At 49.0% G+C, this 14,769-nt stretch carries 16 protein-coding genes; 3 read left to right on the plus strand and 13 right to left on the minus strand.

From position 1 onward, the window contains the following. Window positions 1–64 precede the first annotated feature (64 nt). From RN22_RS14560 to RN22_RS14585, 6 genes are all read right to left on the minus strand, one after another. Complete coding sequence (locus tag RN22_RS14560; protein WP_046305441.1) at window positions 65–484, minus strand: hypothetical protein; 420 nt, start codon at window positions 482–484, stop codon at window positions 65–67. A gap of 137 nt (window positions 485–621) precedes the next feature. Then, complete coding sequence (locus tag RN22_RS14565; RefSeq protein ID WP_046305444.1) at window positions 622–1,242, minus strand: hypothetical protein; 621 nt, start codon at window positions 1,240–1,242, stop codon at window positions 622–624. 90 nt (window positions 1,243–1,332) lie between these two features. Beyond that, complete coding sequence (locus RN22_RS14570) at window positions 1,333–1,608, minus strand: hypothetical protein (RefSeq protein ID WP_046305446.1); 276 nt, start codon at window positions 1,606–1,608, stop codon at window positions 1,333–1,335. An 89-nt stretch (window positions 1,609–1,697) separates the two neighbouring features. Beyond that, a complete protein-coding gene (locus RN22_RS14575; protein WP_052737547.1) occupies window positions 1,698–2,102 on the minus strand; it encodes a hypothetical protein in 405 nt (134 codons plus the stop codon). Window positions 2,103–2,260: 158 nt separating this feature from the next. After that, complete coding sequence (locus tag RN22_RS14580) at window positions 2,261–2,515, minus strand: hypothetical protein (protein ID WP_156168211.1); 255 nt, start codon at window positions 2,513–2,515, stop codon at window positions 2,261–2,263. 44 nt (window positions 2,516–2,559) lie between these two features. After that, window positions 2,560–2,817: a hypothetical protein gene (locus RN22_RS14585; RefSeq protein WP_002535099.1), complete on the minus strand. Its 258-nt coding sequence runs from the start codon at window positions 2,815–2,817 to the stop codon at window positions 2,560–2,562. Window positions 2,818–3,204: 387 nt separating this feature from the next. On the opposite strand from RN22_RS14585, the gene RN22_RS14590 reads away from it, so the two are divergent. Further along, a complete protein-coding gene (locus tag RN22_RS14590; RefSeq protein WP_046305450.1) occupies window positions 3,205–3,780 on the plus strand; it encodes a hypothetical protein in 576 nt (191 codons plus the stop codon). 127 nt (window positions 3,781–3,907) lie between these two features. Here RN22_RS14590 and RN22_RS14595 read toward each other — a convergent pair whose 3' ends face one another. Next, window positions 3,908–4,282, minus strand: a complete 375-nt coding sequence (locus RN22_RS14595; RefSeq protein WP_046305529.1) for a hypothetical protein — start codon at window positions 4,280–4,282, stop codon at window positions 3,908–3,910. Between the two features lie 90 nt (window positions 4,283–4,372). Between RN22_RS14595 and RN22_RS14600 the strand changes: the two genes are divergently transcribed. Beyond that, complete coding sequence (locus RN22_RS14600; RefSeq protein ID WP_046305452.1) at window positions 4,373–4,759, plus strand: hypothetical protein; 387 nt, start codon at window positions 4,373–4,375, stop codon at window positions 4,757–4,759. Window positions 4,760–4,819: 60 nt separating this feature from the next. Here the strand turns inward: RN22_RS14600 and RN22_RS14605 are convergent, their stop codons facing one another. The 6 genes from RN22_RS14605 to RN22_RS14630 form a co-directional block, all read right to left on the minus strand. After that, on the minus strand, window positions 4,820–6,697 hold the full coding sequence (locus RN22_RS14605) for a propionyl-CoA synthetase (RefSeq protein ID WP_046305455.1): 1,878 nt from the start codon (window positions 6,695–6,697) through the stop codon (window positions 4,820–4,822). 32 nt (window positions 6,698–6,729) lie between these two features. Then, window positions 6,730–7,926: a 2-methylaconitate cis-trans isomerase PrpF gene (gene prpF, locus RN22_RS14610; RefSeq protein WP_046305530.1), complete on the minus strand. Its 1,197-nt coding sequence runs from the start codon at window positions 7,924–7,926 to the stop codon at window positions 6,730–6,732. 9 nt (window positions 7,927–7,935) lie between these two features. Further along, window positions 7,936–10,530, minus strand: a complete 2,595-nt coding sequence (gene acnD / locus RN22_RS14615; protein ID WP_082111415.1) for a Fe/S-dependent 2-methylisocitrate dehydratase AcnD — start codon at window positions 10,528–10,530, stop codon at window positions 7,936–7,938. Window positions 10,531–10,553: 23 nt separating this feature from the next. Further along, window positions 10,554–11,681 (minus strand): 2-methylcitrate synthase, encoded by a 1,128-nt coding sequence (gene prpC / locus RN22_RS14620; protein WP_046305459.1) that lies wholly within the window; start codon window positions 11,679–11,681, stop codon window positions 10,554–10,556. 134 nt (window positions 11,682–11,815) lie between these two features. Beyond that, window positions 11,816–12,715 carry a methylisocitrate lyase gene (gene prpB, locus RN22_RS14625; RefSeq protein ID WP_046305461.1) on the minus strand — a complete coding sequence of 300 codons (900 nt, stop codon included), beginning with the start codon at window positions 12,713–12,715 and terminating at the stop codon, window positions 11,816–11,818. A 12-nt stretch (window positions 12,716–12,727) separates the two neighbouring features. Next, window positions 12,728–13,432: a GntR family transcriptional regulator gene (locus RN22_RS14630; protein ID WP_046305463.1), complete on the minus strand. Its 705-nt coding sequence runs from the start codon at window positions 13,430–13,432 to the stop codon at window positions 12,728–12,730. 350 nt (window positions 13,433–13,782) lie between these two features. Between RN22_RS14630 and RN22_RS14635 the strand changes: the two genes are divergently transcribed. Beyond that, complete coding sequence (locus tag RN22_RS14635; protein WP_046305466.1) at window positions 13,783–14,739, plus strand: AEC family transporter; 957 nt, start codon at window positions 13,783–13,785, stop codon at window positions 14,737–14,739. Window positions 14,740–14,769 lie beyond the last annotated feature (30 nt).

Genomic DNA, 14,769 nt, shown 5'->3' on the forward strand with positions numbered 1-14,769 from the left:
GCTGAAAGGAAATGCAAAGGGAGCCGAGTGGCTCCCTTATTGTATTGGTGGCGCGTTATGCAGATCAGTACCCATTCAGAGTTTCCCACTCTGATACAAACAGAACAATTGGTGCGATTAAAACAAACAAAGCTTGAAAGATCATAACATGGACTAATAGTGAGAATAAAATCTCAACGACTATTGATGCCCATATAGACAAGCGGTTAAAGGCGCTGGATGCCGTCACTTTGACTATAGCTGGGTCACTACTAATGAATGGTTTATGGTTACGACGATAGAACTTTGCAGACATCGAACCAGCAAAAGCAACCATACCTGCTGAAACAACAGGAATTACCAAATAGAAAAAATTTGGGAATGCGTTAGAAATAGAAAAGATAATCACGATGAAAAGAATCAGCCAAAACAGTATCAAGCCAAAAGAAACATCAATAAGGTTATGAAACTTTCTCGCTAAAAATCTAGGTAAATAATCCATCATAAACCTACTGCCAAATTAGGTGTGGCGTTACAATTACGGGAGCTCACCAAACAGCCCAAAACTACTTTGATCCTTTTTGTATTCACAGCACTTTGAAAAGCTGCAACAGTGACAAAGCATCCACGCTTTTTGCTTTGTTAGCTGCTGGCTAGCACTTTTCCGTAACTTTCAGAAACCTTGTTTAGATAAATCTCTACTTCCTTGCACATATAACCTTCAAATATTGGCTCTAGATACACAGGAGATAGTTTCACATTTAATATGCTAGAAGAGTAATAAGATAGGGGCCAGATTCTGTACACGCCGTGGCGCCCATAAATATCTCTTTTCGCTTCTTTTGTTCTAGCAACAACCTCTCGCCAATCACTTCTTGCTAGGTCTTTAGTGGTTAGTTCAGCTCTATAGGCTTCAAACAGTAAAACCAATTCAGGAAATATTTTACTGGCAAAGTAGTAAATTTCTTCTTCATTGGCTTGAAAGTCGAGATTTATGGAATCATCAAACGCCGATTCATCTCCTAGATAATCTTCCTTTCTTAATGAATAGCATGCTTCGCCACTAAACTTACCTTTGCGCCCTAGCTTGCAAACAGCCACTAACTCCCCTGTGGCTGTATTGGGCGAACCAGAAAATTCAGCAGCCCAAGGTTCAGGTAGATTTCCAAAGAATTTCTTTATCTTTCCGTGAACCAAAGCAAGATCATCATCTAAGCTAGGAATTCGACGGCAATTGAAACTTAACTTGATACGTTTACTCATCAATTTACCTAAGGCAGCTAACGCCTACAACATAGACAAACCGGAGCGGAGGTTTGTCCTGCTGACTGTACTTGTTAGGCGATGTACTCACTACTGCTTTGAAGCTAACCATATTTCCTCAAACTGCTCTCTAGTAAGTTCAATTCCATCGAGATTCTCTTTTGAATACTCAATATCTTCTTCTCTAACTTCAGGTTGATCGGTGAACATGTAACATTCATCTTTTTCCTCAAGGAGAGTTGACCACTTCAAATCTCCATCAATCTCCACTATCTGACGGGTAATTTCTCCATTGATGACTTCTGAATAGTAGAACCCATCAGATTCTTCTCCTTCCCAGATGCATCTAAAGTATTTCGAACTCATATTCCTTGCAGCCTAACGCCGCCAGCAAGGGCCGAAAAACCAGAGCCAAGCGGCGATTTTTTGGTCCTTCTGGCTGACTTTGTTAACTCTTACTTCCAGAGTTGCCACCATTTTTTAGTTTCCTGACTCTCTGGAAGTTCATTATTACCTATGTAAGCTTTATCTGCTTGAGGGTCAAAAACGATAAGTTCATGTTGTTCGAGCAAGCTCCAGACGAAATTACCTACCTCAGGTGCACGGCTAAAAACCATGCTCACGATTATGTGACCTTCACTTTTATCGAAGCCGCATGACCAAGGACTATCATCCACTTCATCATCGGAGAGAGTATCAATGCATGGATATTCATTTTCTAAGGCCGAGATGAATGACTTAAGCGCCTCTGACTGCGGCCATGAGGGAGCTGCCCCTTTGCAGCTACTTAGATAAGCAGCCCTAACTTCCGCCGTTGTGGCACCTTCTTTTATGGAAAAGAAGCCTAAATCATGGCTCATACTCGAATTCCTTTTCCTTTATGGGAGTTAACGCTGTTATTACGGGCACTTGCCCGCACTAAACCTGACCAACCCTGTGTATTAACGTTCTTCCTGAGCGCTTTGAGATTGGCAAGGTGTCCCGTTCATGACCTTGTTATAGCAAGCGAAGTCAAGGACTATCCATTTCTCCATTCAGATAGCGCTTCAGCAACTTTAAATTTATTCCCAAAATCAGCCACTTTCCGAGGCATAAAATAGTCTGGTTTATAACGGATACTATTAGCAAGTTGGTAGATATATGATCTGCCCATTGATTTGTAGCTTGATATTTCAGAATCAGTTAATTGAATCTCAACAGTAAACACGCCGATAGTTCCACAAACTACCGACAAATACATATCATTTGCGTTCGAGAAAAGAAGCCATGACATGTTCTCTTCATCTAGGACTACCACTAATCCTCCACTGTCAAAAATCACATTGCCAATGAAAGTAACGCAAGGGGAATGACAATCACAGAGAAGTGCAAAATATTGAACCACTTATCACGGTTCTGAACGCGCTTGAACCCAACCACCGCCAGTAATGCATCTACCACAGGCATTTTGTATCGCGTGATCAATAAAACAATCTGCAACACAATGCCTGAGATAAAGATATATTTCGCTGCCACACCATAAGGCGTCGCCCACATCGCATTCAGGCTTTCAACTACACCCTGCTCTACCGCCATATCACTTTCTTCCCTGTTTGTTTGGTCGATTATCATTGGGCATCCTGCCCTGCTGCGCCTGGCACAGCTCACTTTTGATTGTCAAAAAATACTCATCAGACTATAGCGCGGATGTAAAGCGGGATGGGTGTCAGTTTTGTGGAAAAAGCAAAGATAGATAGACGGTTAAAGCGCTCTGCGCTCGAAGCCATCATGACTTTAGGTAGTCGGCTTCTTCTCACTTTTGTTGATAACTCCGTTTCTTCTGAAAGGTCATTGAACAAGCTGGAAAGAAAACCATCTCCGTCACCAATCCCGATAAAAGTAGACTTATCAGTCTGAACACGTATGATCTCGGGTAATGTTTAATAGAAACAAACTAAATGTTTGTTTATAAAAGATTTAATTATGGTCAGAGAAGCAACACTTACTCCATACAGTAGATGGGCCAAGCCTTTGGTGTCAGAAGTGGCCGAAGTGATCAACCTACTAAAAGACAACGGCTATGATTCCAATCAATTGGTTAGCGTAACAGGGATCCAGCAAAAGAATATCAATGCGTGGACGGCGCGTTATAAGAACGAACCTGACAACGTTTCAACAATTCCTTACCCATGCTGGTGCTTCTTATGCGCGCTCGCTGGCAAGCCCAATATCCAAAGCAATGGTGAAGTGGTTGAAGTTAACGTAAGAAGGGTACTTTCTTATTTTAAACCGACGGCTTTCAGGCCTAATGACAAGTTTGTGTGCCCCACCAGTGGGCAGTTCAGCAATTTGATTGATAACGACAATTACGAAGCGCTGACTACCGAAAAGCTGTCAGAGGTGTTTAATTGGAATGCCAATAACTTTGCTCGCGGCATTGCAAACGGTTCATTGCCGTTTCTGAACTGGAGCCTGATCGTGATGAGCTTGGGCATCGATATTCAAAAGATGATCCTAAAAGAGCTGCAAGGTCCAGTGTCCCTCGACGAATGTGATTGAGCCTTGGCCAACGATTCAATCACCGCAAAAACAAAAAGGCGCTATCAAACCCTTGTTTGATAGCGCCTTTTTCTTCAGAACATCATAAGCCACGCAGTCACACTTGGCTTAACGCCAGGTTTCGCGCTTAGTCGATGTCGCAATCCGTACAGTTTTGCAGCGCGACTTCATGTTCAAACGCGGCTTTATCACTGCCGTCAGCAAGAAGCTCTGCGATTTCATCCTCAACTGCTTGCTCATCTTCCGCTTTAACTTGATTCGCGAGTTCTTCTTCCGAGTAGCCAAAGAAGTTCAGCAGCAAGTAATCACGCGCTTCTTCTTTTGTGCAAGTCACGTTCACTGAAAGATCAGGTTCAACCTTGCCTTGCGCAATAATCGCTGCGATTTGGGCGACAACATCGTCTTTCATCGCTGAAGTTAACCAACCAAGATCAGTACTCACTGTGGTGTTTTTGCAGTTAAAACAAGGCAGTTGGTGAAAGTAATATTGAAAATCAGTCATGGTCATTTTTCTTCCCGTGTTTTGTCGCGAGATTATGAGCGTTTTCTGGCAAAATACTAGCTGTATACCCCAATTAATAAGGCCAACCCAATGTCTAATGTCGTTCAGTTCTCTAAGTTTGGTGGTAATAAGAAGGCTAAAAATTCCCCATCAGCCAATTCACCTAGTCCGAAGGAATTGAGGGAACAAGCGGCATTGAAACAAGAGAATCAATGCTACTTCTGCGGCACACGTAAAGAACCCAAAGACTTGCACTGGCTTAATCAGGTTGGCTTTAAGCCGAAGACCCATGTTGTCTGTGGTACCTGCAGCTCTGAGGCAAAATCGCATTCAATGGATGAACTGCGGATCATCCTTGCGCTGAAGGCAATGGACTTCAGAACCATTAAAATGAAGCAGTACCTTGAGTTAAGGGAAAAAGGCGTTCGCATAGACGGTGTCAGTGAATACAAGTTTCACTTTGAAACGCTTGAGTGACAATGACCATAAGCAAAAGGGAGCCAACCGGCTCCCTTCCTATTCCAAGACCAACCGATCCTACCGCTGCAACACCCTTTCTATCTCATTCAGGCTCGACGGATCATCAATCGTTGAAGGCACCACATATTGCTCGCCATCGGCGATTTGGCGCATGGTTCTGCGCAGGATTTTACCGGAACGTGTTTTTGGCAATCTGTCGACAACCAAGGCCAGCTTGAAGCAAGCCACTGCGCCTATTTCTTCCCGTACTTTGGCGACAAGCTCTCCAGCCAATTGGTCTGAAGCTATGTCGACGCCGTCTTTCAGCACCACAAAGCCGACGGGGAGCTGCCCTTTAAGCTCGTCGTGAATACCGATGACCGCGCATTCAGCCACAGCAGGGTGTGCACCGACAATCTCTTCCATTTCTCCGGTTGAGAGGCGGTGCCCGGCGACGTTTATCACATCATCGATGCGGCCCATGATAAAGAGATAGCCCTCTTCATCTAAGTAACCGCCATCACCAGATACATAGTAGCCGGGGAATTGGCTAAGGTAGCCCGTCTCGAAGCGGTCGTGATTGCGCCATACCGTCGGCAAACAGCTCGGCGGCAACGGACGTTTTAGAGCCACATAACCTTGCTGGTTGGCTTTAAGGCTATTACCCAGTGCATCGAGTATTTCGACTTGATAGCCAGGTGTTGGCTTGGTCGATGAACCGGCTTTCACTGGCATCACTTCAATACCCATTGGATCACAAGCAATCGCCCAGCCTGTCTCGGTTTGCCACCAATGGTCAATCACGGGTTTTTCGGTTTTTTCGACGACCCAATCGTAGGTCGGAGGGTCGAGCCTTTCACCTGCCATAAAGATGGATTTCAGCGAACTTAAATCGTACTCATTGACGTAGTTACCTTCCGGGTCTTCTTTCTTGATGGCGCGAAAAGCGGTCGGTGCGGAGAAAAGAACATTCACCGCATAGTCTTGGCATACCCGCCAAAAGGCACCTGGGTCCGGTGTTCGAACCGGCTTGCCTTCGAACAAGATAGTTGTGCAGCCATGGATAAGCGGCGCATAGACAATGTAGGAATGCCCCACTACCCAGCCGACATCAGACGCTGCCCAGAACACGCCTTCTTGCGGCATGTCGTACACAGCTTTCATGGAGTATTTCATGGCGACTGCATGGCCACCGTTGTCACGTACCACCCCTTTGGGTTTGCCCGTGGTACCTGAGGTATAAAGGATATAAAGCGGATCGGTGGCAAGCACAGGAACGCAGTCATGGGGCTGCGCCGCTTCATAGGCGGTTTGCCAATCCACATCGCGTTCTTGGTCTAACGTTGCAGCACTCTCTGGACGTTGTAACACCACCACTTTTTCAGGCTTCCAGCGACTGTCCATGATGGCTTTATCGACCAGTGGTTTATAGGGAATCACTTTGCTGACTTCGTTACCGCAAGAGGCCGTCATCAGCACTTTTGGCTCTGCATCTTCAATGCGAACCGCCAGTTCGTTAGGTGCAAATCCACCAAAGACGACAGAGTGAATCGCGCCCAGTCTTGCACAAGCCAGCATCGCCATGGCGGCTTCCGGCACCATCGGCATGTAAATTACCACGCGGTCGCCTTTCTCAACGCCCATTCCGGCTAGCATACCCGCGATTTTTGCCACTTGGTCGCGCAGTTCAAAGTAGCTGTAAGCTTGTCTTTTCGCTGTGACTGGGGAGTCGTAGATCAGCGCGGTTTTGTCGCCGCGCCCGCTTTCGCAATGGTAATCCAATGCCAGCCAGGCGGTGTTCATCACACCATCCGGGAACCAACGCTCAATGCCATTTTCATCGTTGGCCAGAATGGTTTTCGGCTTCTCAAACCAGTCCAATTGTTCTGCTTGCTCACGCCAGAAGGCCTCTGGTTCGGTTTGCGCTTTCAAGTATTCCTGTTGATAGCCAGACATATTGATTCCTCCAAAATGTCTTTCTGAACGCGTTAGCTTTCGCCGCGCTCGTTCGCTTCTAAAACGCTGGAAGGCACATGAACGCGTCCCTCCATCAAAATGCGGGCACTGCGGCTCATGATTGCCTTTTCAACCCACCAGCCTTCGGTCTTGAGATGTGCCTTCGCGCCGACTTTTAAAGTGCCGGAAGGATGACCAAACACCACGTTTTCCCTTTCTCCACCACCAGCCGCTAAGTTGACGATAGTGCCCGGCACACATGCGGCGGCGGCGATGGCCACGGCTGCTGTTCCCATCATGGCGTGGTGTAATTTGCCCATCGACAAGGCTCGGACGAGCACATCGATTTCGGCTGCTTCCACCTTTTTCCCGCTGGAACTCAGGTAGCTTTTAGGCGGGGAAACGAATGCAATCTTCGGTGTGTGCTGGCGGGTTTGGGCATCTTCCACGGTTTGGTTTAAACCCATTTGAATGGCGCCATAAGCGCGGATTTTTTCAAACCGATCCAGTGCTTCTGCATCATTATTGATGTCGTCTTGAAGCTCTGTGCCTTCATAGCCAAGCTCTGACGCATCAAGGAAGATGGTCGGGATGCCCGCATTGATAAATGAAGCGCGGAACGAGCCGATATCCGGCACTTCCAGCGTATCGATAAGGTTGCCTGTCGGGAGCAGAGAACCCGGCGCACCCGCAGGGTGAAGAAACTCGACCGGCACTTCGGCGGCGGGAAAGGTCACGCCGTCGAGTTCGAAATCGCCAGACTCTTCTACTTCCCCGTCGCGCATTGGCACGTCAACTACCAAGGTTTTACCGATATTGGCTTGCCAGATACGCACAGAGATAACGCCGTTGTCGACCATGCGCTCTTTGGCAATCAATCCCGCGTACACTGCAAAAGGCCCAACCGCTGCTGAAAGGTTGCCGCAGTTGCCGCTCCAATCGACGAAGGGTTTATCAATTGCGACCTGACCAAACAGGTAATCAACATCGTGGTCGTCGCGAGTGCTTTTAGACACAATCACGGTTTTGCTGGTGCTGGACGTCGCGCCGCCCATGCCGTCAATCTGCTTGCTATACGGATCAGGGCTGCCAATCACCCGCATCAGAATGGCATCTCGCACCGCGCCCGGCGATTGCGCTTCAACAGGCAAATCTGTCAGCCTGAAGAAGACGCCTTTACTGGTGCCACCTCGCATGTAGGTGGCAGGAATTTTCAAATTCTTACTCATGCTCACCAACTACTGCGCCAGGAAATCTTGCGCGAAGCGTTGAAGTACGCCACCGGCTTGATAGACCTTTACTTCATCTTCGGTATCAAGACGGCAGGTCACTGCAACATCAAGCTTTTCACCGCTGGCGCGGGTGATGACCAAAGCCAAATCTGCGCCGGGTTTGATCTCCCCCACCACGTCATATAACTCAGTACCATCGATTCCCAATGTGTTACGGTTAACACCCGCTTTAAACTGCAACGGCAGCACGCCCATACCAACCAAATTGGTGCGGTGAATACGCTCGAAGCCTTCTGCGGCAATAGCTTCAACACCCGCCAGACGAACGCCTTTCGCCGCCCAGTCACGTGATGAGCCCTGCCCGTAATCTGCGCCAGCGATGATGATGAGCGGTTGTTTACGTTCCATGTAGGTTTCAATCGCTTCCCACATGCGGGTGACGTTACCTTCCGGCTCGACACGCGCTAGCGAACCTTGTACCACTTCGCCGTTTTCCTTCACCATTTCGTTGAGCAGTTTCGGGTTGGCAAAAGTCGCACGTTGCGCAGTCAGGTGATCGCCTCGGTGCGTCGCGTAGGAGTTAAAGTCGACAGGCTCTAAGCCCATTTTCGCCAGATATTCGCCCGCTGCGCTCGAAGGTAAAATGGCATTGGAAGGCGATAAATGATCTGTCGTAATGTTGTCGCCCAACACCGCCAGTGGACGCATGCCTTTCAACGTGCGCTCACCTGCCAATGCGCCTTCCCAATATGGCGGTCTGCGAATGTAGGTACTCCTTGGACACCAGTCGTAAAGCGGGTCGCTCAGGCTTGCGCTCTCGTCTTGCTGGAACATTTCGACGTAAATACGTTGGAATTGTTCTGGCTTGACGGACTTGCCCACCACCTCGTCGATTTCGGCATCAGTCGGCCACAAATCGTTAAGGTAAATCGACTTGCCGTTAGCATCCGTGCCCAACGCATCACGTTCGATGTCAAAGCGCATGGTGCCGGCAATGGCATAAGCCACAACCAGCGGCGGCGAAGCCAAAAACGCTTGTTTGGCGTGGGGATGGATGCGTCCATCAAAGTTTCGGTTGCCCGAAAGTACCGCTGTTGCGTACAAATCGCGCTCGATAATTTCCTGTTCGATAACCGGATCCAAGGCACCGCTCATGCCGTTACAGGTGGTACAGGCATAAGCCACTATGCCGAAGCCCAACTGTTCCAGTTCAGACAGCAATCCCGCTTCTTCCAGATATAGCTTCGCCACTTTCGAACCTGGCGCAAAGGAGGTTTTCACCCAAGGTTGTCGAACCAAGCCAAGTTCATTCGCTTTTTTCGCGACCAGACCAGCGGCAACCACATTGCGTGGGTTACTGGTATTGGTGCAGGAAGTAATAGCAGCGATGATGACCGCACCATCCGGCATGCTGCCTTTTGAGTCGGCTGGCGCCTGTGCAGACGCAATGCCGCGCTCAGCAAGTTCACTCGTCGGCAAACGGCGATGCGGGTTTGAAGGGCCTGCCATGTTGCGCGTCACATTGGAAAGGTCGAACTCCAACACACGCTCATATTGGGCACTTTCAAGATCGTCCGCCCATAAGCCAACGGTTTTGGCATAGGTTTCCACCAAGGCGACTTGTTCAGGCTCGCGCCCTGTAAGTTTGAGGTAATTGATGGTCTGTTCATCGATATAGAACATTGCAGCGGTTGCACCGTATTCTGGCGTCATGTTAGAGATGGTCGCCCTATCACCAATGGTCAGTGCACGTGCGCCTTCGCCAAAGAATTCCAGATAGCTCGACACCACGCGTTCATTGCGCAGAAACTCAGTGAGTGCCAACACGATGTCTGTGGCAGTAATGCCTTCCTGACGCTGACCTACCAATTTCACACCAACGATGTCCGGCAAGCGCATCATTGAAGGTCGACCAAGCATCACGGTTTCGGCTTCAAGGCCACCGACACCAATCGCTATCACGCCCAATGCATCAACATGTGGAGTGTGACTGTCTGTACCGACACAAGTATCGGGGAAAGCGACACCCTGTTGGCTTTGGATCACCGGCGACATCTTTTCCAAATTGATTTGGTGCATGATGCCGTTGCCCGCTGGGATCACGCTGACGTTTTTAAAGGCGGTTTTACACCACTCAATAAAGTGGAAGCGATCTTCATTGCGACGCTCTTCGATTGCGCGGTTCTTTTCAAACGCATCCGGTTCGAAACCCGCATGTTCGACGGCCAGTGAATGGTCAACAATCAGTTGGGTTTCCACCACGGGATTAACGCGTGAAGGGTCGCCGCCCTGCTCGGCAATGGCATCGCGCAGGCCTGCCAAATCCACTAATGCGGTTTGGCCTAAGATGTCGTGACACACTACGCGGGCGGGATACCAAGGGAAATCAAGTTCCTTTTTTCCTTCAACAATCTGGCTCAAACAGGCTTTTAAATCCGCTAGATTGCAGCGACGCACCAGTTGCTCAGCCAATACACGCGAGGTGTAAGGCAAAGTGTCGTAAGCGTCCGGCTTGATGTCATTAACGGCTGCGCGAACGTCGAAATAATCGAGTCCGGTTTGCGCGAGCGGCATTCGGTATTGGGTATTGTTTTGCGTCATCGTCTGTTCCCTATTTCCGCCCATCAACGCTGCTCAATCGGCAACCAATCACAGGATTCTGGCCCGGTGTAATCGGCGCTCGGACGAATGATGCGGTTGTTTTCGCGCTGCTCAAATACGTGTGCCGCCCAGCCGGTTAAACGGCTCATCACAAAAATCGGTGTAAACAATTTGGTGGGAATATCCATAAAGTGATAGGCAGAAGCGTGGAAGAAATCGGCATTACAGAACAAGCCTTTCTCGCGCTTCATGACGGCTTCAACACGTTCTGATACGGCATAAAGGTGGGTATCGCCGACCGCTTCAGAAAGTTCTTCTGACCAGCGTTTGATCAGCGCATTGCGCGGGTCACTTTCACGGTAAATTGCGTGACCGAAGCCCATGATTTTGTCTTTGTTTTCCAGCATGCGCAGAATGTTTTGTTCAGCTTCATCGGGCGTTTGCCAGTTTTCAATCATCTCCATGGCCGCCTCGTTTGCCCCGCCATGCAGAGGGCCACGCAAGGTACCGATGGCCGCCGTAATACAGGAGTGCAGGTCAGACAGCGTTGACGCACACACGCGCGCCGCAAAGGTGGAGGCATTGAACTCATGCTCAGCATAGAGGATTAGCGAACAATGCATCACTTGCTTGTGGAGATTGCTCGGCGCTTTGTCCGTCAGCATTTTCAGGAAGTAACCGCCAGTGCAATCTTCACTGGTGTCTTCGGTATCAATACGCACACCGTCATGACTGAAGCGATACCAGTAACAAATGATGGCGGGGAAAAGTGCCAGCATGCACTCGGTGGCGTTCAACTGTTCAGAGAAATCCTGCTCTTGCTCTAGATTACCCAGAACCGAACAGCCAGTGCGCATCACATCCATGGGGTGCGCTGAAGCGGGAATGAGTTCCAAGGCCTGTTTCAGCTCTGTCGGCAAACCACGCAGACTCACCAGACGCGTTTTGTAATCGTCGAGTTCTTTTTGATTGGGCAGATGACCACGCAATAACAGATGCGCGACTTCTTCAAACTGCGCGTTGTTCGCCAGATCGGTAATGTCATAGCCACGGTAAGTCAGCCCTGTGCCTGATTTTCCAACAGTACACAGCGCTGTTGTACCTGCACTTTGACCACGTAGCCCTGCTCCACTTAGCTCTTTGTTTGGCATGTTGAACTCCTTTTCAGTTCGCGGTTGCCCTCTGTCGGGGCGTTATTGACGAACGGTTTCACGTATTGGATTTAGTTTTTGTATTCAAGCGTGAGTCTCAGCAAGCGCTTGTTAACGGGTGTTCTTTTCAATCATCACGATTTGTCTTGTGCGAACAGATCGTCCAGTTTGTTTTCGTAGTCGTGATAGTTGAGGTAATCGTAGAGCTCGGCGCGGGTTTGCATTGAATCGACCAATGCCTCTTGGTTGCCCTCTTCGAGCAGGTGGCGATAGACGTTTTCCGCCGCTTTGTTCATTGCCCTGAACGCACTCAGCGGGTAAAGCACCATGTCGACATCAACTGCGGCAAGTTCATCACAGGCATACAATGGGGTTTGTCCGAACTCAGTGATGTTGGCGAGGATAGGCACAGGTTTTCCAATCGCACTGCGCAGCGCACTGGAAAACTGCTGATACTGCTCAAGCTTGTTCATCGCTTCCGGGAAGATCATGTCGGCACCTGCTTCTATGCAGGCAATTGCTCGCTCGATGGCGCTATCCATGCCTTCCACGGCCAGCGCATCGGTGCGCGCCATGATCACAAACTGGTCATCGGTTCGGGCATCGACGGCGGCTTTTACGCGGTCGACCATTTCCTGCTGGCTAACTATCGCTTTGTTCGGACGGTGGCCACAGCGTTTTTGTGCCACCTGATCTTCCATGTGCACCGCCGCTGCGCCTGCTTTCTCCATCGCTTTGATAGTGCGAGCGATATTGAATGCGCCGCCGAATCCAGTATCGATATCTACCAGCAAGGGCAAATCACAGGCGTTAGTGATGCGTTCGACATCGACCATCACATCATTCAGCGTGGTGATGCCTAGATCAGGCAGACCGTAACTTGCGTTGGCGATACCACCACCAGAAAGGTAAATAGCTTGGTGGCCAAGGCGTTGTGCCATCATGGCGCAGTAAGGATTGATGGTGCCGACAATTTGCAGCGGGTTGTTCTGCTCAACGGCTTGTCGGAATTTGGCTCCAGGGGAGAGTGTCATAGTCAGGTCCTTCTAATCTTTTAAGATTTGTTGTTCGATTGCCTTTCGGCTGCCCGCGATATGGCGACGCATTGCCAGCTCAGCTAACTCCTCGTCACGATTACGGATCGCGTGCAAAATAAACTTGTGCTCTTCTAACGCATGGTTGGGTCTGGATTGAGTCTTGGGTGATTGGTAGCGGTACATGCGAAGCAGGTGATACAGCTCGCCACACAGCAAATTGATCAGCTTTTGATTGCGGCTCGCCATGATCACCCGATAGTGGAAATCAAAGTCTCCGTATTGATGGAAGTAAGATGCGCCCTCGACCTCATCGATATGTCTGGAGTGCTTGGTTAGCAAATCTTCAATGCCCTGAAGCTCATCCTGTTTGATGTTTCTGGCTGCCAGTCGCGCCGCCATGCCTTCCAACGCTTCACGCACTGCATACAACTCAACGAGCTTCTCTGGCGTTAAGGTAATGACACGCGCCCCTACATGGGGAATACGCTCAATCAGCCCCAACCCTTCCAGGCGCATAATGGCTTCGCGCAGCGGCCCACGGCTGCATTCATAGCGGCGGGCGAGCTCTGGTTCAGAGATTTTACTGCCCGACGCGATTTCGCCGGAGACGATGGCCTCAACCAACAAGGCTGTAAGGTTTTCCGACTTGGTGTTTTCTTTAGATGTGGGACTCACGCTTTCCAGCGTCGCGTTTAATGCGTTGTTTTCGCTCATTGTGTTCCTTGTCCAATGGCTGTGTTGACGGTGTTTGTCGTGATATCCACCAGCGCTTTCATGAGCATTTATGGAGGAAATTGAGACATCGATACAACCTCAACATTGTCTACAATTTAATCTTATGGACATAATTTAGACACTGAAAAGAGATAAGATCAAGAATATTGTCGACAATTAAGACCAAGGTATAAGGTCATCAATAAGGAAGTTAAAGAAGCGTTAAGAAGTGATAGATTTGTGGGACTGGCAAATGAGAGACACAGTCTTGATAGCATGGCTATTGAGTATTCACGCATAAATAGCGTAGATTTTAAGTAACCCCTTCGCAGTCGAGATGAAGAAGAAAAATGGCTAACATCATGGAGCAATTAGCGTTTTCCCTTTCTCTCGTTGCACCGATCTTTTTCATTATTTCACTTGGCTATATCTTCAAAAGACTAAAGTGGACCAACGCCAACTTTAACGATGTTGCTTCACGGCTGGTGTTCAATGTTGCCCTGCCAGCAATGCTATTTTTAAGTATTGCCACGGCTGACCATAACTTCTCGCAAGCGACAGAATTTCTGGCTTTTTCCGTTGTCATGACGGTGATTTTTTTCCTGTTTTGTATCGCGTCCACCAAACTGGCTTTCAAGGGAAATCCAGATCACGGCGTACTAATACAAGGGAGTTTTCGAGCCAACACGGCCATCATAGGCATCGCTTACGTAGAAAATGCCTATGGCAGTCAAGGACTGGCCCTCGCGGCAATTTATGTGGCGGTGATTACCGTGGTATATAACATTCAAGCGGTGATCTGCTTGTCGCCGCGCTCGGCGGGTTCCAAGCTGCAGTCTACGAAAACCATATTTATCAATCTGGCCAAGAATCCGCTGATCATCGCGATTGCACTTGGCGTTGTTGTTTCACTACTGAATATCACTCTCCCACCCGTGATTGTCGACACGGGCAACTACCTTTCCCGAATCGCACTTCCACTCGCGCTCTTGTGTACGGGGGGCAGCTTGGATTTCCGGATGATGAGAGACGAGAAAAAGTCCACCTGGTTTGCAGCTTCTAACAAGCTCATGGTTGCACCTTTCGCCTTTACCTTGATTGGTTACCTGTATGGATTCAGAGGGCTGGAACTGGGGATTCTGTTCTTCATGAACGCCGCACCAGTGGCAGCCGCAAGCTATGCAATGACACAAGCCGCCGGAGCCAATACCACATTGAGCGCCAATATCATCGGGCTTACAACCCTGTTTTCCAGCGTGACGGTTTGTGTGGGGTCATTGGTGTTGAAGGTGTTGGGGTTGATCTAACTGACAAAGTAGTTAGATACGAAGGGGCGA

Source organism: Grimontia sp. AD028 (genome assembly GCF_000973155.1).
In the GTDB taxonomy this organism is placed as follows: Bacteria; Pseudomonadota; Gammaproteobacteria; order Enterobacterales; family Vibrionaceae; genus Enterovibrio; species Enterovibrio indicus.

What these genes read in the sequence shown, in the direction of transcription:
- prpF (WP_046305530.1), bottom strand. Translation starts at nt 7,926, where the DNA reads ATGAGTAAGAATTTGAAAATTCCTGCCACCTACATGCGAGGTGGCACC.
- RN22_RS14595 (WP_046305529.1), bottom strand. Translation starts at nt 4,282, where the DNA reads ATGACTGATTTTCAATATTACTTTCACCAACTGCCTTGTTTTAACTGC.
- RN22_RS14565 (WP_046305444.1), bottom strand. Translation starts at nt 1,242, where the DNA reads ATGAGTAAACGTATCAAGTTAAGTTTCAATTGCCGTCGAATTCCTAGC.
- RN22_RS14630 (WP_046305463.1), bottom strand. Translation starts at nt 13,432, where the DNA reads ATGAGCGAAAACAACGCATTAAACGCGACGCTGGAAAGCGTGAGTCCC.
- prpC (WP_046305459.1), bottom strand. Translation starts at nt 11,681, where the DNA reads ATGCCAAACAAAGAGCTAAGTGGAGCAGGGCTACGTGGTCAAAGTGCA.
- RN22_RS14575 (WP_052737547.1), bottom strand. Translation starts at nt 2,102, where the DNA reads ATGAGCCATGATTTAGGCTTCTTTTCCATAAAAGAAGGTGCCACAACG.
- RN22_RS14635 (WP_046305466.1), top strand. Translation starts at nt 13,783, where the DNA reads ATGGCTAACATCATGGAGCAATTAGCGTTTTCCCTTTCTCTCGTTGCA.
- RN22_RS14570 (WP_046305446.1), bottom strand. Translation starts at nt 1,608, where the DNA reads ATGAGTTCGAAATACTTTAGATGCATCTGGGAAGGAGAAGAATCTGAT.
- RN22_RS14580 (WP_156168211.1), bottom strand. Translation starts at nt 2,515, where the DNA reads ATGTCATGGCTTCTTTTCTCGAACGCAAATGATATGTATTTGTCGGTA.
- RN22_RS14560 (WP_046305441.1), bottom strand. Translation starts at nt 484, where the DNA reads ATGATGGATTATTTACCTAGATTTTTAGCGAGAAAGTTTCATAACCTT.
- RN22_RS14600 (WP_046305452.1), top strand. Translation starts at nt 4,373, where the DNA reads ATGTCTAATGTCGTTCAGTTCTCTAAGTTTGGTGGTAATAAGAAGGCT.
- RN22_RS14590 (WP_046305450.1), top strand. Translation starts at nt 3,205, where the DNA reads ATGGTCAGAGAAGCAACACTTACTCCATACAGTAGATGGGCCAAGCCT.
- RN22_RS14605 (WP_046305455.1), bottom strand. Translation starts at nt 6,697, where the DNA reads ATGTCTGGCTATCAACAGGAATACTTGAAAGCGCAAACCGAACCAGAG.
- acnD (WP_082111415.1), bottom strand. Translation starts at nt 10,530, where the DNA reads ATGACGCAAAACAATACCCAATACCGAATGCCGCTCGCGCAAACCGGA.
- RN22_RS14585 (WP_002535099.1), bottom strand. Translation starts at nt 2,817, where the DNA reads ATGGCGGTAGAGCAGGGTGTAGTTGAAAGCCTGAATGCGATGTGGGCG.
- prpB (WP_046305461.1), bottom strand. Translation starts at nt 12,715, where the DNA reads ATGACACTCTCCCCTGGAGCCAAATTCCGACAAGCCGTTGAGCAGAAC.